General features: G+C 64.0%; 19 protein-coding genes. 13 read left to right on the top strand and 6 right to left on the bottom strand.

The features are described 5' to 3' along the window. Positions 1-4: 4 nt before the first annotated feature. The 3 genes from ACNHGR_RS06840 to ACNHGR_RS06830 form a co-directional block, all read right to left on the bottom strand. On the bottom strand, positions 5-430 hold the full coding sequence (locus tag ACNHGR_RS06840; RefSeq protein ID WP_475284924.1) for a hypothetical protein: 426 nt from the start codon (positions 428-430) through the stop codon (positions 5-7). Then, positions 427-1,452 (bottom strand): phosphotransferase family protein, encoded by a 1,026-nt coding sequence (locus ACNHGR_RS06835; RefSeq protein WP_475284922.1) that lies wholly within the window; start codon positions 1,450-1,452, stop codon positions 427-429. Before ACNHGR_RS06835 ends, ACNHGR_RS06840 begins: the two co-directional genes overlap by 4 nt. Before the next feature lie 74 nt (positions 1,453-1,526). Continuing rightward, a complete protein-coding gene (locus ACNHGR_RS06830; protein ID WP_475284920.1) occupies positions 1,527-2,591 on the bottom strand; it encodes a zinc-binding dehydrogenase in 1,065 nt (354 codons plus the stop codon). 240 nt (positions 2,592-2,831) lie between these two features. On the opposite strand from ACNHGR_RS06830, the gene ACNHGR_RS06825 reads away from it, so the two are divergent. From ACNHGR_RS06825 to ACNHGR_RS06815, 3 genes are all read left to right on the top strand, one after another. Beyond that, positions 2,832-3,218, top strand: coding sequence for a limonene-1,2-epoxide hydrolase family protein (locus ACNHGR_RS06825; protein WP_475284919.1), 387 nt, complete (start codon positions 2,832-2,834; stop codon positions 3,216-3,218). Positions 3,219-3,332: 114 nt separating this feature from the next. Next, positions 3,333-4,064: a helix-turn-helix transcriptional regulator gene (locus tag ACNHGR_RS06820; protein WP_475284917.1), complete on the top strand. Its 732-nt coding sequence runs from the start codon at positions 3,333-3,335 to the stop codon at positions 4,062-4,064. Between the two features lie 22 nt (positions 4,065-4,086). Continuing rightward, the gene (locus ACNHGR_RS06815; RefSeq protein WP_475284915.1) at positions 4,087-5,118 is read left to right on the top strand and encodes a LysR family transcriptional regulator; all 1,032 of its coding nucleotides are present in this window, start codon (positions 4,087-4,089) and stop codon (positions 5,116-5,118) included. Positions 5,119-5,124: 6 nt separating this feature from the next. Here ACNHGR_RS06815 and ACNHGR_RS06810 read toward each other — a convergent pair whose 3' ends face one another. Further along, on the bottom strand, positions 5,125-5,499 hold the full coding sequence (locus tag ACNHGR_RS06810; RefSeq protein ID WP_475284913.1) for a nuclear transport factor 2 family protein: 375 nt from the start codon (positions 5,497-5,499) through the stop codon (positions 5,125-5,127). Positions 5,500-5,676: 177 nt separating this feature from the next. Between ACNHGR_RS06810 and ACNHGR_RS06805 the strand changes: the two genes are divergently transcribed. The 10 genes from ACNHGR_RS06805 to ACNHGR_RS06760 all read left to right on the top strand — a co-directional run bounded on the left by ACNHGR_RS06805 (position 5,677) and on the right by ACNHGR_RS06760 (position 17,907). Beyond that, on the top strand, positions 5,677-6,774 hold the full coding sequence (locus tag ACNHGR_RS06805; RefSeq protein ID WP_475284912.1) for a phosphotransferase: 1,098 nt from the start codon (positions 5,677-5,679) through the stop codon (positions 6,772-6,774). Next, entirely contained in the window at positions 6,774-8,204 is a 1,431-nt protein-coding gene (locus ACNHGR_RS06800; RefSeq protein WP_475284910.1) for an aldehyde dehydrogenase family protein, read from the top strand. The genes ACNHGR_RS06805 and ACNHGR_RS06800 overlap by 1 nt, the downstream gene beginning before the upstream one ends. After that, positions 8,204-8,965, top strand: coding sequence for an SDR family oxidoreductase (locus ACNHGR_RS06795; RefSeq protein ID WP_184265283.1), 762 nt, complete (start codon positions 8,204-8,206; stop codon positions 8,963-8,965). The genes ACNHGR_RS06800 and ACNHGR_RS06795 overlap by 1 nt, the downstream gene beginning before the upstream one ends. Before the next feature lie 34 nt (positions 8,966-8,999). Further along, complete coding sequence (locus ACNHGR_RS06790) at positions 9,000-10,013, top strand: zinc-dependent alcohol dehydrogenase family protein (protein ID WP_475284908.1); 1,014 nt, start codon at positions 9,000-9,002, stop codon at positions 10,011-10,013. Between the two features lie 154 nt (positions 10,014-10,167). Continuing rightward, positions 10,168-11,718, top strand: coding sequence for a hypothetical protein (locus ACNHGR_RS06785; protein WP_475284906.1), 1,551 nt, complete (start codon positions 10,168-10,170; stop codon positions 11,716-11,718). After that, on the top strand, positions 11,715-12,215 hold the full coding sequence (locus tag ACNHGR_RS06780; RefSeq protein WP_184265277.1) for a biotin/lipoyl-containing protein: 501 nt from the start codon (positions 11,715-11,717) through the stop codon (positions 12,213-12,215). The genes ACNHGR_RS06785 and ACNHGR_RS06780 overlap by 4 nt, the downstream gene beginning before the upstream one ends. A gap of 5 nt (positions 12,216-12,220) precedes the next feature. Beyond that, positions 12,221-13,576, top strand: a complete 1,356-nt coding sequence (locus tag ACNHGR_RS06775; RefSeq protein ID WP_475284904.1) for an acetyl-CoA carboxylase biotin carboxylase subunit — start codon at positions 12,221-12,223, stop codon at positions 13,574-13,576. Positions 13,577-13,581: 5 nt separating this feature from the next. After that, complete coding sequence (locus ACNHGR_RS06770) at positions 13,582-15,039, top strand: pyruvate carboxylase (RefSeq protein ID WP_475284902.1); 1,458 nt, start codon at positions 13,582-13,584, stop codon at positions 15,037-15,039. A 91-nt stretch (positions 15,040-15,130) separates the two neighbouring features. After that, positions 15,131-16,681 carry a class I adenylate-forming enzyme family protein gene (locus ACNHGR_RS06765; protein WP_475284900.1) on the top strand — a complete coding sequence of 517 codons (1,551 nt, stop codon included), beginning with the start codon at positions 15,131-15,133 and terminating at the stop codon, positions 16,679-16,681. Beyond that, positions 16,681-17,907 (top strand): thiolase family protein, encoded by a 1,227-nt coding sequence (locus tag ACNHGR_RS06760; protein ID WP_475284898.1) that lies wholly within the window; start codon positions 16,681-16,683, stop codon positions 17,905-17,907. Before ACNHGR_RS06765 ends, ACNHGR_RS06760 begins: the two co-directional genes overlap by 1 nt. Before the next feature lie 31 nt (positions 17,908-17,938). On the opposite strand, the gene ACNHGR_RS06755 is transcribed toward ACNHGR_RS06760, so the two are convergent. Both ACNHGR_RS06755 and surE read right to left on the bottom strand, forming a co-directional pair. Beyond that, entirely contained in the window at positions 17,939-18,601 is a 663-nt protein-coding gene (locus ACNHGR_RS06755) for a GntR family transcriptional regulator (RefSeq protein WP_475284896.1), read from the bottom strand. Next, positions 18,598-19,389, bottom strand: a complete 792-nt coding sequence (surE, locus tag ACNHGR_RS06750) for a 5'/3'-nucleotidase SurE (protein WP_475284894.1) — start codon at positions 19,387-19,389, stop codon at positions 18,598-18,600. The genes ACNHGR_RS06755 and surE overlap by 4 nt, the downstream gene beginning before the upstream one ends. Positions 19,390-19,431 lie beyond the last annotated feature (42 nt).

The raw sequence follows: 19,431 nt of genomic DNA, 5'->3' as shown, positions 1-19,431 counted from the left end.
TCTGTCAGAAATTGGCGAGGGCGACCCGGCGCCGTTCGGTGGAGGCGCGCAGTTCGTCCCAGATGGCGCCGTTCAGCGCCTGTGCGCTATCGTCCGTCTCGATCCGCGCTTGCAGGTCGATCAAGGCGCGGCGGCGCTGGTCATTGATTCGCTCCAAAGTCGATATTTTGAGGTTTTCGGGTTCCTCTCTCGCCACATCGAAAAAGGCCGGGTCGCCGGTCAGGTCGCTGCCCTGCGCCAGCAGCGTGGCGAGCACGGCATTCTCCTGCACCAGCCGGTCGGCCGCGCCGTCCCAGGCTTCCGCCGTCATGTCGAGCATGGCGGCGGTCATACCGACCATGTTCGCCTGAAAGCCCTTGAGGTCGGGCAGGATCGTCTCGCGCAATTTACGCGCGACATCTTCAAGCACGGCGGGAATGTCTGGTTTCATAGCTTGTCCATCAGTTCGAGGATGGCCCGGTCCTGCGCATTGCGGAGCCACCAGGCGGCATAGGCCTGGATCACGTCGCGGTTCTGGCCGGACTGCCAGACATGGGCGCAGCTATTCCAGATCGCCTGCCCCTTGATGCAATTGAACAATTCCCACCAATGGAGCGCACGGGGATCAGCGGTGAGGCCGCTGGCCTTTTCCCAGATCGCCACCGCCTGATCGCGGGTCGCGAGGCCGCAATAGCGGTCGTCCTTGGCGAAGCAGAAGACGCGCGCGAGGCTCCAGCCCAGATCCTCCAGCGGATCGCCCAGATGGGCCATTTCCCAGTCCAGCACGGCGATCAGATTGCCATCATCGTCGTAGAGGAAGTTGCCGGCGCGAAAGTCGCCATGGACCATCGCCAGCTTCTGCGCGGTCGGTTGCCAGCGTTCCAGCGCCCGGATCGCCGCGCGGGTGATCGGCTCCGCGCCGACATCATGACGGTCCAGCACATCGACCCAGGTCGCCAGTTCCTGTGCGGCGGTTGTCTCCACAGTCGCGGGGCGGGTGAAGCCCATGTCCAGTCGCTCCACCGGCACGGCGGCGAGCTGGCCCATGGTCGACCACATTTGCTGCGCCACATGGGGCAGGCGGTCGGCCCAAGCGGCGTCCTGAAACTGATATTCGCTGTTATGATAGCCGCGCAGATCCTCCGCCAGGCTGATCGCGCCGTCAAAATGGGATGCATCCTGTTCCAGCAGGATCATCTTCGGGACGGGGATGCCGTGGCCGTAGATCGCCCGATAGGCGGCGAATTCATGCGCCCGGTCGCTCTCGACATTGCTGGCGGGCGGATCGCGCCGCAGGATCATTCCGGTGCGTTGGCTCTCCCCCTGTTCGTCCACATAGGACAGGTCGAAGCGGAAGGTTTCCCGCGATGCGCCGAGTGGCAGACGGAAAAGATTCTCGACCGCAAGCTGCGTCCATTGGGGCAGCTTGTGGCCGAGATAGGTTTGGAGAAGGTCTGCACTGATCGGTTTCATGCGTCTCTCAAAATGTCTGGAGAGAAGGGCAGGCTAGGCCGATCCCCGCATGGTGGGGATGGACGGAAATCCACCTATGTCGAGGCGACGAGCAGCTTTACCTGACTGCCATCGCCGCCTGTCAGCGCGGCAAAGGCATTGTCCAGTTGGGTCAGGCCGACGGTGCCGGTGACCATGGGGGCAAGCCGATCGGGATTGGCGGCGATCATCGCGAACGCCTCGCCAAATTCGGCCGGGGAGTAAGCGAAGACGAAGCGCAGGGTCAGGCTCTTCTGCAACAGGAAGGCGGGTTCGATCGGGTCGGTTTCCATGCAGTTGCCGACCACGACCAGCGTGGCGCCGGTGGGCGCGGTCTTCGCCAGCGTCATCAGCATGCCGGGCTTGCCTACGCATTCGAAAACCACCGCACGGCTGCGGCGTTTCTGCTCGGCGGTGACGGCCATGGCGTCCGACATGCCGATGGGCAGGCCAAGGTCGGTCCACCATTGCGCGCCCGCCGCATCGCCGGGCGAAAGTATGACGTCCGCACCCATCCGCTCTGCCATGGCCCGCCGTGCGGCATTGGGTTCGATCGCCAGCACCGGGCCAAGGCCCAGCGCCTTCAACCGCGCGATGATGAACAGGCCCACCGGCCCGCAACCGACCACGGCAAAGGCGCAATCGCTGTCGGCACCGCTTTCCGCGACCGCATGGACCGCGACGGACAGCGGCTCTGCCAGCGCGGCGATATCGGTCGGGACATGGTCGGGCACGGGCAGGCACAAGGCGGCGTCCAGCAGCATCGCTTCGGCAAAGGCGCCATTATAGCGATTGGAATAGCCGATCAGCTCGATTCCCTGCGGCCCGGTGAGGAAGGGGAGGCCGACGATCCGTTGACCTGCGACAAAGGTACCGGCCGACTCTATCAATTCGCAGCAAAATTCATGGCCCATGACGACCGGCCGGGTCGGGTCCATGAAACCGCGAAAGCCCGCGCGTTGGAGCAGGTCGCACAGATGGTCGGCGTGATCGCGAGCATGCAGGTCGCTGCCGCACACGCCGCAAACCAGTGGGCGGGCGAGCAACTGCCCCGCGCTCGGTGTGGGATCGGGTACCGACTCCAGCGTGAATCGTCCGTCGCTCAGCACCATGGCCTTCATTGCTGCTCTCCTTTTTATGTTTGGCCCTTGGGCTTCGCCAGGGTGCCATGCTTGCCGGCGCGCCACTCATCGCCTGTTCCGAACAAAACCAGCCGATTTTCCATATATGGCGTACAGGCTGGGGTTTATCGGGGTTGACCGTGTCCACCATGCACGGTGGCGTTGAGGATGATGTCAATTTCGTCTAACGAAAATATCGGGCAATATCGAGTCGTCAAGAGGCTCGGAGAAAGGAGAGCGATGCCGGACGCTGACCCGCAATTCGTGGTTGAGGCGCTGATCGACGCCTTTAATCGGCGCGATCCAACCGCCGTCGCCGCGCTGTTGCATGACGATATCGTCTGCATCGGCATACCGCTGCCTCCCGCACGGGGCAAGGCGGCGACGCTGGATCTGCTGGCGCCCTTCCTCGCGGCCGAAGCGATTGACTGGCAATTGCATGCCATCGCCGCCAATGGCCGGACGGTCTTCACCGAACGCACCGATCGCTTCCGTTTCGCCGGAGCAGGCTGGACGCAGGTGCGGGCAGCGGGAGTTTTTGAGATCGCCAGCGATGGCCGCATCGGCGCGTGGCGCGACTATTTCGACATGGCGGAACTGCTGGCGGCGCTGCCGCAGGATATTTGACGTTAACGGTCCGACTCTTTATGGTCGGATGAAATTGTCCGATAATGTGGCGAAAGGCCTGGGACGATTCTACCGGAGAGCTGCACGAAGCGGCCATGAACGGGAGGTGAGAGGATGAGGCTGAGCCAGGACATATCCGGCTTTACCGATCAGATGGTGGCGGACTGCGCGCTGGGCAGCGCGTCGATCTTTTTCTATGACGACAATGTCGGGGAAGGGCAGTTGTCCTACCTCTACCATGTCGGCGTCAGCGAAGAGGCGCAGCATCGCTATCATGACGGGCGGGTGTTCAAGTCGGACCCTTTCACCCGGCAATTGCTGGCGCAAAGCGACGTATCCGGCGCGCATTTCGTCCATTGGGGCGACGCCGCGCTCAATCGTTTTGTAGCGCGCAACTATACCAGCTTCCTCGACCATTATGCCGTCGATGTGGTCGGCGCATCGACCCGGCGCCTGGCGCCCGGCCTTTGCCTCATCATCGGCGCGCATCGGAAGGGACATCGTAGCGGATTGCCCGAGGTGCCGGAACCGTTGTTGCAGCAGCGGCTGGACACATTGTCCAACATGGTGGTCGACCGCTTCCTGTGCGACCTCATCGACTCATCGGACGGGCGCGTGGCGCTGCGCACGACGATGGGAGGCGCGGTCGCCTGCGTGGCGGGCCTGTCCCCGCGTGAGGAGCAACTGGCTGCCCTGCTGTGTCGCGGCTTGCAGAACAAGGCGATCGCCTATGAAATGGACCTGTCGGAAAATACCGTCGAAAATTACCTTCGCCGGCTCTACCGCAAGTTGGGTGTGCGCAACCGCGCGGGCCTCGTCTTCCGCATGACGCAGCGACTGCACTGAGCGCCAAAAGGGAGGACGGGCCATGTTCCATGTCGATCTCAAATTGCTGCGCAGCTTTGCCGCCGTGGCCTGTGAATTGTCGGTCACGCGCGCGGCCGAGCGGCTGCACCTGACCCAGCCTACCGTGTCCGGCCAGATCAAGGAACTGGAGCAGGCACTCGGCTTTTCGCTGTTCCACCGCACGACCCGCCATATCGCCCTGACGCCTGAGGGGGAGCGACTGCTGCCACTGGTCCAGTCGCTGCACCAGTGCGCACAGGCGGTGCGGGAAGAGGCGGAGGGCATGCAGCATGCCATGAAGACCCGCTTCCGGCTGGGCGCCGCCATGTACAGCATGGATTTTGTCGACCGGGTCGAATTGATCGACGCCTTTTCCGCTGCGCGATCGGATGTGCGGCTGACCATCGACAATCGCCTGCAATCGGATCAGGTGCGCGACCTGCTGACCGGCAAGCTGGATGCGTCGCTGCTGCTGGGCGTGCCGTTGGACAAGCCAGTGCCTGAATTTCTGGCGGAGATGAACCCCGGCGAGATCGCCAATGAAGTCCAGTTTCCCGCGTCGCTGGAACATGTCGTGCTGCGGCGGCGGCAGATCGGCCTGTTGGTGCCGGACGATAGCGATCTGGCGCGCTATGATGTCATTCCCGGCAGCCAGTTGATCGGGCGCCGGATTGCGATGATTAGCGCCGAACATGGCGAGGCTTTCGTCAACCCGATCGCCAATTTCCTGCTGCAATGTGGTGCTGTGCCGTCGGTATCGGCGGAGGGCAATGCCATGGCGGTGGAGCGACATGCGCAACGGCACGGCATCTGCGCGATCGGCATCGGCTGGTTCGCGACCCTGCCGGGCATGGTCCGGCGGCCAGTCGAGGGCATGGACTTTCACCTGGACCTGTCGCTGGTGTTGGGCACGGCGCCCAATCCGGCGGCGCGGCGCTTCTTCGACTTCGCCGTCCGCTGGCAGGCGGCGCGCGATGCCCTTGGCACCGGGGGCGTGGCGGGCGACCATTTCGCCGACCCGCCGATCGCCAGCACACGCATGGCGTTCGCCTGAAGTGGGTCAGCCGAGCGCGAACACCGCCTTCACATGCGCGGAATCGCTATATTCCTTGACCAGTGCGATCTGTTCCCCGGCGAAGCGAAACAGGAAGATATAGCGATTGTCATAGAGCGTCCCATTCCTGAGCAGGCTGTGCGACGTCGCCTCCACGAACAGATGCTCGCCCTGCTCCATGACGAGGCCGGGGGTGACGTGGATGCCGTCCGCCATCTGGGCATGCAGCGTGCCGAGCAGCGCGTCGAACTCCGCCACGCTGATGTCGATGCCGCCATTCCACCACCAGCGTGCGTCGGCGGTGAAGCGCTCCAGCGGGATGCCGCCGGTCGCGATGGCGGCCAATATCGCGCGGGCTGTCTCTTCATGGCTGGATGGCATGCGGCTCTCCTCTGGTCTGATCGGTCCAGCATGTCGGCGGCGGCTCTGCGTCGCCAATCATATTGGCTGCCGCATTCATCGTGTGGCCCGATGACTGGTCCGCAAAGCCCGATTGGACCCGCCCGGCCATGCTCTTCAAATTGAATTGAGACAGAAAATACGTCCTGAGGAGAGCCCATGTCGATCGCCCCGGCCGACTTGATCCATCCCGATCCCCTGCCCCGGCCCGAACATGTCGATGCGGAGTGGCTCAATGCACTGCTGGCCGACGACGCCGGGGTGGGAAAGGTAGCCGCCGTGACCGCCACACCGGTCGGTGCGGGGCAGATTGGCGAGACGGCGCGCTTCACCCTGACCTATGCGCCGGGGGCGACCGGACCGGCGACCCTGATCGGCAAGTTCGCCTCGCTCGACCCGGCGAGCCGGGAGGTGGCGCGCGGCTGGTCGCTCTATGAGCGTGAATTGCGCTTCTATCATGAACTAGCGCCGCGCGCGGGCATCGCCACGCCGCTTTATCATGGCGCGCGCATGGATGCCGAGGGTGGCTTCGTCCTGCTGCTGGAAGATCTGGCCCCGGCCGCGCCTGGCGACCAGTTCAAGGGGCTGGCGCGTGACCAGATGGGGCAGGCGGTGGCGGAGGCCGCAAGGCTGCACGCAGCCTTCTGGAACGCCGATGCCGACCCTGCGCTCGCCTGGCTCGATGCCGGGCATATAGCGCAGCCCTTCTATCAGGCGGAGGTTTTTCGCGCCGCCTGGCCGGCCTTTCGCGACCGTTACGGCGCGCAGCTTGAACCCCGACATCTGCGCGTCTGCGACGCGCTGGCGGAGCGCTATGAAAGCTACGCCGCACCGCTCTCCAGCCCGCGCTGCGTCACCCATAATGACTATCGGCCGGACAATATGCTGCTGGGGCCGGACCGGTTGACGGTCGTGGACTGGCAGTCGGTGGCGCTTGGCTGGAACGCGGTCGATGTCGCCTATCTGATCGGCGGTGCTTATGGTGCGGCGGAGCGGCAGGGCGTCGAGCACGATCTTTTGCGCCACTATCATGATGAACTGATCCGTTGCGGCGTGGGTAACTACAGCCTCGCCCAATTGCGCGAAGACTATCGCCACTTCACCTTCGCCGGCATCAATGTCGCGGTCGGCGCCGCAATGCTGGTCAAGCGCACGGAGCGCGGCGATCGGCTGTTCCTCACCATGCTCGATCGCTTCGTATCGCATGTGATCGACCAGGATGCGCTGGGCATCCTTCGCCAGCCCGCAGGAGTATGATGATGGTCAGCCTTGCCGATCCGCCCTTCGCCATGCTGATAGATGGCCGCCCTGTTGATGCATTGCAGACGATCCCGGTCGTCAATCCCGCGACCGAGGCGGTGATCGCCCATGTGCCCGATTGCGACGAAGCCGGATTGGAATCGGCGGTGCGTGCTGCCCGCGCTGCCTTTCCCGGCTGGCGCAATACGCCCTATGCGCACCGGCAGGCCGCACTGCGCACGATCGGCGGGACGCTGGCGGCCCATGCCGATGAACTGGCGGCACTGTTGACTGCCGAACAGGGCAAGCCGCTGGCCGCCGCCATGGGCGAGATACAGGCTGCCGCCTGGTGGATCGGCGTGGTGGCGGATCAGAAACTGCCGGTTCATGTCAGCGAGGCGCTGCCCGGCCAGCGCAGTGTCACGCGGCAAGTGCCGCTGGGCGTCGTCGGAGCGATCGTGCCGTGGAATTTTCCGCTGCTTCTGGCGATCTGGAAGATCGGCCCGGCGTTGCTGACGGGCAACACGCTGGTGCTGAAACCCTCGCCCTTTACGCCGCTGGCGACGCTCAGGTTGGGCGCTTTGCTGCGTGACCTGCTGCCGCCCGGTGTGCTCAATATCGTGACCGGCGGCGACGCACTGGGACCGTGGATGACGGGCCATCCGGATATCGACAAGATCAGCTTCACCGGCTCCACCGCGACGGGCCGTCGGGTGATGGAAAGCGCGTCGGCCAATCTCAAGCGGCTGACGCTGGAACTGGGGGGCAATGATGCGGCAATTGTGTTGGACGATGCCGATGTGGAGGCGATCGCCGAGTCGCTCTTCTGGGCCTGCTTCGCCAATAGCGGGCAGGTCTGCGTCGCGGCCAAGCGCGTCTATGTCCATGACGCCGTCTATGACCGGCTGGCGGCGGCGCTGACCGGCATTGCCGCGCGGATGACGGTCGGCGACGGTGCGGCGGAAGGCACGCAATTGGGGCCGGTGCAGAACCGTGCCCAATATGACCGGGTGTGCGGACTGATCGCGGATTCGGTCGCGGCCGGTCACAGTTTTCTCGCTGGAGGAACGGTTCCGGACGGGCAGGGCTATTTCCTGCCGGTCACGATCGTAGACAATCCGCCGGAAGATGCGCGCGTCGTGCAGGAGGAAGCCTTCGGCCCGGTCGTGCCGCTGATCCGCTATCATGATGTGGACGACGCGATCGCGCGCGCCAATGATTGCGACTATGGGCTGGGCGGGTCGGTCTGGTCGAGCGACATGGATCGTGCGCAGGCGGTCGCGGCGCGGATGGAAACCGGCACGGTGTGGATCAATTCGGCGCAGGGCCTTTCGCCTTTCGCCGCCTTTGCCGGGCACAAGCAATCCGGGTTGGGCGTGGAGAACGGCCCTGAGGGATTGCTGGAATTTACCACGCCACAAAGCATCTATCAGCCGGTGGCCAGTTGATGCTGCTGCGGGACAAGGTCACGTTCGTCACCGGTGCAGGGTCGGGCATTGGCCGGGCGGCGGCGCTCCTGTTTGCGCAGGAAGGCGCGCGCGTCGGTGTGCTGGACCACAATGCGGACAGTGCTGCCGCGACAGCGGATGCTATTGTGCAGGCGGGCGGGGAGGCGATGGCGCTGGTCGCCGATGTGGCCGACGACGCTGCGGTCGCGACCGCCATCAGCGCTCTGGTCGATCGTTATGGCGCGCTCCACGGTGCGTTCAATAATGCCGGCATCGAAATGGCCAACCGCCTGCTGCCCGATCTGACGGCGGAGGAATGGAGCCGGATGATGGCCATCAACCTGACCGGCGTCTTTTCCTGCATGAAGCATGCGACGCGAGCCATGGCGCCCGGTGGAGGCGCAATAGTGAATAATTCGTCGGGCGACGGCATCATCGGCGCGCCCTATGCGGCCGATTATGTCGCGGCGAAGCATGGCGTCATCGGTCTGACCCGCGCTGCCGCGTGCGAAGCGCGCCATACCGGCGTGCGCGTCAATGCGCTGCTTCCCGGCCTGATCCTGACGCCGATGGTGGAGGAAAGGCTGATCGGCAACCCTGCCTTCGAAAAGCAGATGGCCCCCATGGTCGAGCGCCATTCGATCGGCCGTTTCGGCAAGCCCGAAGATGTGGCCGAAGCCGCCTGCTGGCTGTTATCAGACCGGTCCGCCTTCATCAACGGCGCGCTGCTGACTGTGGATGGCGGTTACACGGCACGGTGAGATAAAATAGCGAATTGTGGTTTGGGAGAGTGTGATGAGAGACATGCGGATCATCCGCCTGGCCGCAAAGCCGACGCTCGACACGCTTACAGTCACGCGCGCGCCGATCCCGAAACCCGGTCCGGGCGAGGTGCTGCTGCGCTTGCGAGCCTCATCGCTCAACTTCCACGATTATCTGGTTGTCGCGGGCTTTATTCCGGTGACGCCGGGCCTCATCCCCTTGTCCGATGGCGCAGGCGAGGTGACGGCTTTGGGAGAGGATGTCAGCGACTGGACGGTCGGCGACCGGGTGATGGGCGCCTTCTTCCCGCGCTGGATCGACGGGCCGCCAAGCCGCACGAACAACGGCGCGATTAGTGGCGAGACGGCCGATGGTTTCGCCGCCGACTATGTCGTTGTACCCGCCGCATCGCTGACGGCGATCCCCGATGGCTGGTCCTTTGCGCAAGCGGCGACCTTGCCCTGCGCTGGCCTCACTGCCTGGCGCTTTCTGGTGGTGGAGGGGCAGGTGCAGCCCGACGGCACTGTGCTTTTGCCCGGATCGGGCGGCCTCTGCCTGTTCGCGCTGCAAATCGCCAAGGCGCTGGGCCTCACCATCTGGTCGACCACCTCCTCCATTGCCAAGGCCGATCGGTTGCGAGCGATGGGCGCGGACCATATCGTCAATTATCGCACCGATCCCGACTGGGGCGACACGATCCGCGCGGCCACCGGTGGGGAAGGGGTGGATCTGGTGCTGGAGATTGGCGGCCAATCCAGCTTCGTCCAGTCGGTCCGTGCCTGCCGCATGGGGGGCAAGGTCGTGGTCGTCGGCACCACCGCCAATGGCGCGCCGGAACTGCCCTTGAGCGAAGTGGTGATGCGCCACATCCGCGTCGATGGTATCGCCGTGGGCAGCGTGACGCAGTTGCGCGACCTCGTCGCCTTCCTGACCGCCCATGATATCCGCCCCGTCATCGACCGCCATTTTCCGCTGGAGCAGCTGGCCGATGCCTTCCGTTACCAGCTGAGCGGCGCCCATTTCGGCAAGATTATCCTCGATTTCTGACCGACCGCTGGCGGTACTCGAACAAGAGACGGAAATCCGTTATCTTTTAAGATTGTCAGACGATATTGATCGACTATAAAGTCTGTACGAATCAAAAAGAGCATGGAGAGGAGAGCAGCATGGCTGTCGCCGCAGGCCAGGGACCGGTGGGCAAATGACGCTGGATTATGTGCGACTGCTGGAGGCGAACAATGCCATCCAGACGATCGGCGACGATACCTATTGGCTGTGCGTGACGCGCACGGTGCAGGAATCGAAGCTGTTCCCCGTGCCATCCTACATGCTGCTATCCTATCTATGCTGCTATTATCGCTATCCCGCTTTGCTGCGGAAAATTGAAAGCGCGATGAAGGCGGAGGAGATTGGCGACCGGGCGCGGGCCATGGGCGGCAAGTTCGGCAATCTGCCCGGCTGGGGCCTGCCGACCTTCTTCCTGCTGGGGCGCGAAATCCTTATCAATATGGGCCTTCAGACTTCGGCTGACGATGCCGAGGATGTCGCTTATGTCATGGATTTCTGGCGCCGTTTCAAACTGGCGCAGCAGCGCGAGGACGGGCACCTCAACGCCCGCGAATATGGCCAGCGCGTCCAGCTCCTGCCCGAACGGCGTATCCAGCGCTTCCACGCCGATCTGCACGCCTGTTCCAATGGCGACCGGCTGCACAAGGCGGCGCAGACCTTCCTCGCCACTGTCTCCCAATATGGCTTCCTCGTGTCCTGCGAGAGCCGTTGTACGCTCAACAATAGCGGCCCCTACAAGCTGGCGGACAATCGCGAACTGGTGGTGCGAGACTTCACCGATCTGGCGCAGGGCGACTATCCCTGGCTGGACGGCGTGGCCGACGCCATTCCCTATCCCAACCTGACCGTCACGATGGAGGCGACGGACTGTCATTTCTACCTGATGGACGATTGGGGCAGTTTTGAATCCAAGCCGGAATTCACGGCGGAAAAGCTGACCGGGATCGGCCTTTACACATCGGACGTGCTGACCGAAAATTATGTGCCCGTCGGCATGGGATCGGCAGAGGAACTGGCCGAAACCTTCGAGACGCTCACCGAAGCCTTCCGCGCCGCCACGGTCGAATTGTGGAAGAATATGGCCAACTGGTCCCGCGATCAGATGATGGACGCCGGCGCGCTGGTCTATTTCAGCCTGATCAAGGATTTCGCCCATGTCGCGGGCGTTTATGACGTCGATGACTGGATGAAGATCGACGAACGCGCCGATCGCTTCCGGCCGCTCCTGAACGACGAATTCGGCCGCGATTTCCTGGGCGAACTGGTCGGGCTGGTCGATCTGCCCAGCCAGCAACTGCACGACTATGCGATGATGATGCATAATGGCCGCCCGGCCCGCTACATCTCGCATATCCCCCATAGCGTGCTGAACAGCGATGTGCCGCTCAGCAGCGCGCATGTCGCGTCCGGCGTCACCCATCTGACCGAGAAGGTCGATCGCTATATCACCAGCGCGGGGGCGCTGAGTCTGGCCGATTATAATGCGCGCGCGGCGGCGTTCCGCCCGGCGCAGATGCAGCAACCCTATCGTTTCCTGTGCGACAGCAGCGTGCGCGGTGCACCTGACAGTGCCGACGTCGCGGCGCTTTATGCGCTGGAGCAGGAACAGTCACGGCTCCTGAAGGGCAGGGGTGCCGGGCTGACACGCGACCAGATAGAAGCCCTGCGGGAGAAGAAGGCATGAGCGCCGGGGATAAAGAGCTTCAGGATATCGAGGCGCTGATCGCCGATTTCCAAGCATCAGGCATGCGTGAGTTGCATGTGCGGGCAGGGAATGTCGAAATCTATCTGTCGACCGACGCGTCGGCGCCGGGATTGGGCGCGCAGGCGGTCGCGGTGCGGGTGGAGCCGATCGCGCCGGCACCTCATGCGCCCGTCGCCGCGTCAGCAGCTGCGCCAGCCGCTGCTACGGCCACTGCACCGTCCGACTTGCCGGCTGACGCCATCATCGTCCGCGCGCCCTATCTCGGTACCTTCTACCGAGCGCCCAAGCCCGGATCGCCGGTCTATGTCGATGTCGGATCGGTCGTCACCGCCGACACGGAAATGTGTCTGGTGGAGGTGATGAAGCTGTTCACCGCCGTCCGCGCGGGGCTGTCCGGCACGGTCCACGCCATCCTCGCCACCGATGGCGCGATGGTGGAGGCCGACCAGCCGCTCTTTGCTGTTATTCCGGGGTAAAGACGATGGCCGTCAACCGCCTCTTCATCGCCAATCGCGGCGAAATCGCGCTCCGGATCGTGCGCGCAGCGCAGGGCCTGAACGCAGAAACCGTAGTCGGCATTTCGGACGCCGACCGGGGTAGCGCCGCCGCCAAACTTGCGGACCGAGCGCTCGTCCTCGGTCCCGGTTCAGCCGCCAAATCCTATCTTGACCCGCGTCTCGTTGTGCACGCTGCCAAGGCGGCGGGGTGCGACGCGCTGCATCCGGGCTATGGCTTTCTGTCGGAACGCGCGATCCTGCCGCGCCTGTGCGCCGAACATGGCATCGCCTTCGTCGGCCCCGAACCGGACATGATTGACGCGCTGGGCGACAAGTTGCAGGCTCGCGCTATGGCGAAAGCTGCTGGCGTGCCGCTGGTGCCGGGTAGCGAGGAAATCGCCTCCGCTGCCGACGCCCGCCGTGAAGCCGACCGCATCGGCTATCCCGTGCTGCTCAAGGCATCGGCCGGTGGTGGCGGGCGCGGCATGGTGATCGCCAACAACGCGGATGAGGTCGAGGCCGGCTTCCACAAGGCGTCGGCTGAAGCCCTTGCCGCCTTCAACGACGGCCGTCTGTTCATGGAACGCTTTGTGCCCGAAGCCCGCCATGTCGAGGTGCAGTTGATGGGCGACGGCACCGGCAAGGTCGTCCATTTCGGCGAACGCGACTGTTCGGTCCAGCGCCGCTATCAGAAGCTGGTCGAGGAAGCACCCTGCACCGCCATGCCCGATCGCGTGCGCAGGCAACTCCATGAAGCGGCCGTCGCGCTTGCCTCCAGTGTCCACTATCGCAACGCCGGCACCGCCGAGTTCCTTTACGATGTCGCGCGCGAGGAAGTCTATTTTATCGAGGTCAACGCCCGCATCCAGGTGGAGCATCCGGTATCCGAGATGATTACCGGCTTCGACCTGGTGCAGGAACAGATTCGCATTGCCGGCGGGTCGGCGCTGTCGGTGGCGCAGGACGATGTCCGCGTCACCGGCCATGCCATCGAATGCCGCATCAATGCGGAGGATGTGGGGAAGGGCTTCATCCCCGTCCCTGGCCGCATCACCGGCTGGCAGGTGCCGACGGGGGAGGGCGTCCGCCTCGACAGCCATATGTCGGAAGGGGCGATGATCCCGCCCTTCTACGACAGCATGATCGGCAAGCTGATCGTCCATGGGGCGACACGCGCTGACGCGGTGGCAAAACTCACCGAGGCGCTCGACGCCTTTAAGGTGGAGGGGGTGCCCACGACTATCGACCTGCACCGCCGTATCGTGCGCCACCCCGACTTCATCGAAAACCGCATCCACACACGCTGGCTTGAGCAGACGCTGCTCGCTTCCCCGGAGTAACAGGCATGGCCCATATCACTTTCCTCGACGAAACCATGCGCGACGGGCAGCAGAGCCTGTGGGGCATGCGGATGCAGGCCGGCATGGCGCTGCCCGTCACGCCGATCATCGACCAGACCGGTTATAATATTATCAGCCTTGCCGGTTCCTCCCTGTTCGAGGTGCTGACCCGTCATTGCCAGGAAGATCCCTGGGCGGGTCTTGACCTGCTGATCGGCTCCATGCCCAATACGCCTTTGCGGGCGGGTTGCCGCTCCAATGGGTCCGTGACCTTCGGCTTCACGCCCGATGTCCTTATGGATCTGTGGGTCGATCGCCTCTGCGCTCATGGCATCCGCAGCTTCTGGCTCTATGATGTGCTGTTCAACATCGACAAGATGCACCGTTTGGCGAAAATCGCCAAGACCCATGGCTGTCAGGTGGCGGGCACGATGCTCTTCACGCTCTCGCCGGTCCACACCGACGAATATTATGCGGACAAGGCGGACAAGCTCTCGGCGCTGCCCGAAGTCGACAGCCTGCTACTCTACGACACGGGCGGTGTGCTGGACCGCGACCGCATCTCCACCCTTGTCCCCGCGATCGTCGCCAAGGCGCGCGGCAAGCCGATCGAGATGCACGCCAACAACATGCTGGGACAGTCGGCCAAGACCTATATGGACGCGATCGAATATGGCGTGACCGTGCTGCATACGGCGGTCCGCCCGATGGCCAACGGGCCTTCTATCCCCTCGATCGAGATCATGACGAAAAATGTCGAGATGATGGGCCACACCCATAATATCGACACCAGCAAGCTGAAACCCGTCGCCGACCATTTCGAGCGGGTGGGCAAGGCCGCCGGTTTCCTGGTCAACCAGTTTTTCGAATATGACGTCACCGCGCTCAAGCATCAGATCCCCGGCGGGATGATGGGTACGCTGCGCGCGCAGCTGGTGCAGCAGAACATGCTCGACAAGCTGCCCGCCGTGCTGGCCGAAGTCGCCACGGTGCGCCGGGAGCTGGGCTATCCCGGCATGGCCACGCCCTTCGCGCAACTGGTTGGAACGCTGGCCGTGCTGAACATTGTTACTGGCAAGCGCTATTCCGTCGTACCGGATGAGGTGATCCAATATGCGGCGGGCTATTATGGCGATCCGGTCGCCCCGATCGACGCGAACGTCATGGATCAGATCATGGCCAAGCCGCGCGCGAAGGAAATCCTGTCCAACCCGCCGGAGCAGCCCGATCTTGCCGAACTGCGCCGCCGCCATGGCACTGGGGAGGATGACGATGAACTGATCCTGCGCGCCCTGGTGCCAGCGTCCGATATCGAGAAGATGCGCAAGGCCGGCCCGGTGGCACGCGATTATCCCACGCTCTCCTCGCCCGAACTGGCGCAGGTGCAGAAGCTGGTGAAGATGGCCACCGCGCCGCTGGTGCAGATCAAGTCGAGCGGGCTGGACCTGACGCTGCGGCGTTGAACATTCCCGTCATTGCGAGCGTAGCGAAGCAATCCAATGACGCGACGATGGATTGCTTCGCTACGCTCGCAATGACGAAAGGGGTCATCCCATGCGAATGATCGACTATTTCGATCGCGGCCTGCGCATCGCGCATGACAAGCCCTGCATGATCGAGGGCGGCACGCAAAAGACTTACGCAGAGGTCGCGACCCGCGTAAACGCCATCGCGGCGCTGTTGATCGCGGACGGCTTCACGCCTGGCGCCCATGCCGCCGTGCTGAGCGGCAACGCCATGGTCGCGTTCGAGGCGGTGCTGGGCATATTGCGCGCCGATGGCGTCTGGTCGATGGCCAACAACCGCGCCAGCACGGGCGAGAATGCCTATCTGTTCGACCTGCTCGATATCGACACGCTTTTCGTCCATTCCGACGTGGCGGATCGCATCGCCGATTTCCGCGCGCAATGTCCCAATATCCGCCGCTATATCGCGCTGGATCGGCCTTTCGCTGAGGCGGACTTCTATCTTGAAGACCGGATCGATCTCGACACCTCGCCCGTTCCCCAGCGCCGCACCGGCGATCCTCAGGAACTGGGTTTTCTCGCCAATACCGGCGGCACTACCGGCCGGTCCAAGGGTGTGATGCTGACCAACGGCAATTGGCAGGCGCTGGTGTCCAGTCTTGTCGCGTCCATGCCGATGACCACGCCGCCGGTGAACATGGTCGCCGCGCCCATGACACACGCCGCCGGCCCGCTCGCGCTCGCCAGCATGGCGCTGGGTGGCACTGTCGTCATCCTGCCCAAATTCGATCCCGGCCCGGTGATCGAGGCGATCGAGCGGCACCGTGTCACCTATATGTTCCTGCCGCCCACGGCGATCTACATGCTGCTGTCCCATCCGGGCGTGCGCGACGCGGATTTCTCCAGCCTGCAATATATCAGTTATGCTGGCGCGCCCATGTCGCTCGACCGCCTCAAGGAGGCGATAGAAATCTTCGGCCCGGTCATGAATGCCAGCTTCGGCCAGACCGAAGCGCCCATGTGCGTCACCGCCATGCCGCCGCATGAGCATCTGAACGCGGCTGGCGACCTCGCCCATCCGGGCAGTTGTGGCCGCCCGAACCTTCTATCCATCGTCGAGATCATGGACGATGACGGCAACATTCTTCCCCCCGGCGAGCGCGGCGAGATCGTCGTGCGCGGCCCGCTGGTGATGGCGGGTTACTACAAGAACCCGCAGGCCACCGCCGAAGTCTCCACCCATGGCTGGCACCACACCGGCGACATTGGTGTGCGCGACGCAGAAGGCTGGTTCTATGTCGTGGACCGCAAGAAGGACATGATCATTTCCGGCGGCTTCAATGTCTATCCGGCGGAGGTGGAGAAGGCGCTGCTGGCCCATGATGCGGTGCAGGATTGCGCCGTCGTCGGCATCCCCGATGAAAAATGGGGGGAGGCGGTCATCGCTTTCGTCGAGCCGCGCCCCGGCCACAAGCCGCAGGAAGCGACGCTGATTGCCTTCGCCCGTGAGGCGCTGGGCGCGGTCAAGACGCCCAAGCGGATCGAGATCATCCGCCAGTTGCCGCGCACCAACGCCGGCAAGGTATCGCGCGCGCAATTGCGCAAGCCGTTCTGGGAAGAGGCGGGAAGGAAAATCTGATGCGCGACGTCCATATCATCGGCGTAGGCATGACGCCCTTCGGCCGCCATCTCGACCGCACCCATACGGATCTGGCGCAACAGGCCGTCCGCGAGGCACTGGCCGATGCGGGGGCGAAAGCCAGCGATCTGGGCATGGCGATCTACAGCAATGTCATTCAGGGCTTCTTCGCGGGCGAAATGTCGATCCCCGGAGAATATGCGCTGCGGCCGCTTGGCATACAGGGGGTGCGCGTGCTGCATGTCGAGGCCGCCTGCGCCAGCGCGACGATCGGCCTGCATGTCGCGGCCGACTATATCCGTGCGGGCCTGACCGATGTGGCGCTGATCGTGGGCGTGGAAAAGCTCTACAGCGCGGATCGCGACAAGCGCTTCGCCGTGTTCCAGCAGCCGCTCGATGCGATCGAGGCGCAGCGCTATATCGACGCAACGCAGGGCATGCTGGCCCCCGCGCCCGAGGGGCTGGACGGTCCCGGTCCCAACATCATGATGGACGCCTATGCGGCGCAGGCCCGGCTCTACATGGCGACCTATGGCGCGACCCAGCGCCAGATCGCGGCCGTCTCCGCCAAGAACCACATCCATTCGCAGTTCAACCCGCTGTCTCAATATCGCAATGCCATGAGCATCGATGAAGTGCTGGCCGCACCCAATGTCAGCTGGCCGCTAACAGTCCCCATGTGCGCCCCGATCAGCGACGGTGCGGCGGCGGCGATATTATGTGCCGGCGACCTGCTCGACCGCTTCCCACAGGCGCGGTCGGTGCGCGTACTGGCCACGGAATCGCAGAGCGGCAGCGATCGGGCACCCGACGATTATGCCCGCCACGTCACTCGCATCGTGTCCACCCGCGCCTATGAAAAGGCAGGCATCGGCCCGCAGGACGTCCACGTCGCCGAAGTCCATGACGCCAGTTCATCGGGGGAAATCGTGCAGGTGGAGGCGCTCGGTCTCTGCGCACCTGGGCAGGCGGGGCATGATGCTGAAGCCGGCGGGACGGCGCTGGGCGGACGCATTCCGATCAATGTGTCGGGCGGTCTGGTGTCGAAAGGCCATCCGCTAGGTGCTACCGGCCTTGGCCAGATCCACGAACTCGTCACCCAGTTGCGAGGCGCGGCCGGTCAGCGCCAGGTGGAAGGCGCCCGCATCGCGCTCGCGGAAAATAGCGGCGGCTTTTACGGCGTGGAAGATGGCCTGACGGCGGTGACGATCCTGGCCAGGAACTAAACTCCGTCCGTCCTGAGCGTGTCGAAGGACATTATTCCACCTCGAACGCCACATCCGGCAGCTCGTCCACCATCCTATTGGTCTGCGCAAACAGGGCCGCGACCGCCGCTTCCGCCGCTGCGACATCGCCATCATTCACCGTCTGCGCGATTGCCCGATAGCCTTCCGTATGCGAATCCTGCTGCGCGCGGGTCTGGTAGGGGCGGATCTGCGCACGGAACAGGTCGGCGCGCCGCAGCGGCGTAACGCGCGGCAATTCCCGGTTGCCGGCGACTTCGAACAGGCAGTCGTAAAAGGCCTGCCGCACCGCGATATAGGTACGATGATCGCCATCCTCGTCATGCCGCCGCGCTGCCTCCAGCGCGGCATCCATCAGGCTGCGATTGGCATGGCCCGATGCCGCGCCCAGCCGCGCTGCCAGCCGCACCAGTTGCTCCAGCACCTCCAGCAGGTCGCGCACCTCGCGCCGGGTCAGCCGACAGATATGTGCGCCGCGATAGCGATGGATCGCGACGATCCCGTCCCCCGACAGATGCCGCAGCGCCTCCCGCAACGAAGATCGGCTGATCCCCAGCCGAAACGTCAGTTCCGCCTCGACCAGATGCTGTCCCGGTACAAACTGGCCGGTGCGGATGCCGGTCCTGATCGCGTCCGCGACCTTCTCGGTCGTGCCGATCGTGGCTGGAGGGTTCATGCCCGCACCGGTTCGGTTTCGAACAGCGCGCGGAAATTCGCCAGCTGGTCGTGCGCCGTCATGTCGAGCTGCATCGGCGTGATCGACACCGCATTGTCGCGCGCCGCCGCCAGGTCATTGCCTTCCGCCGCACCGCCATCTGGAAAGGCGATCTTGATCCAGTAATAGGGCACATGCCGTTCATCGACCCGCGGCATCGGGCGGAAGGAACCGGGCGGACGCATGCCCTGCGTCGTGACCCGCACGCCGCTGACCTGATCCAGCGGACAATGCGGGAAATTGACGTTGACGAAACTACCCTGCGTCCACGCCAGGTCGAGCAGTTGGGGCAAGATCTGCGCTGTGTAATGGCGCGCCGTGTCCCAGTGGACCGGCGTCTGGTAACTCCATATCTGGCTCAAGGCGATCGAGGGGATGCCCAGCATCGCGCCCTCAATCGCCGCCGACGCCGTGCCCGAATAGGTGATGTCCTCCGCCAGGTTCGGCCCGCGATTGATGCCCGACAACAGCAGGTCGGGCCTGCGATCGCCCAGCAGTTCATAGACGCCCAGCAGCGCACAGTCGGTCGGCGTACCCTTGACCGCAAAATGCCGCTCGTCGCGCTGCTTCACCCGGATCGGGTAGGACAGCGACAGGCTGTGCCCCGCGCCTGACCGTTCCTCGTCCGGCGCCACGACCCACACATCATCGGTAAACTGGCGCACCACCTCTTCCAGCAACAGGATGCCGGGCGCGTCGATGCCATCGTCATTCACGATCAATACGCGCGGATTGGGCTTGGCGTTCACACATTCTCTCCCGGATCGTCTTCTTTGATGCACAGGCTAGAT

This window comes from Sphingobium sp. RS1, assembly GCF_056156825.1.
The sequence above is the reverse complement of the archived record's forward strand: the minus strand, read 5'-3'. Positions and strand labels throughout refer to the sequence as shown.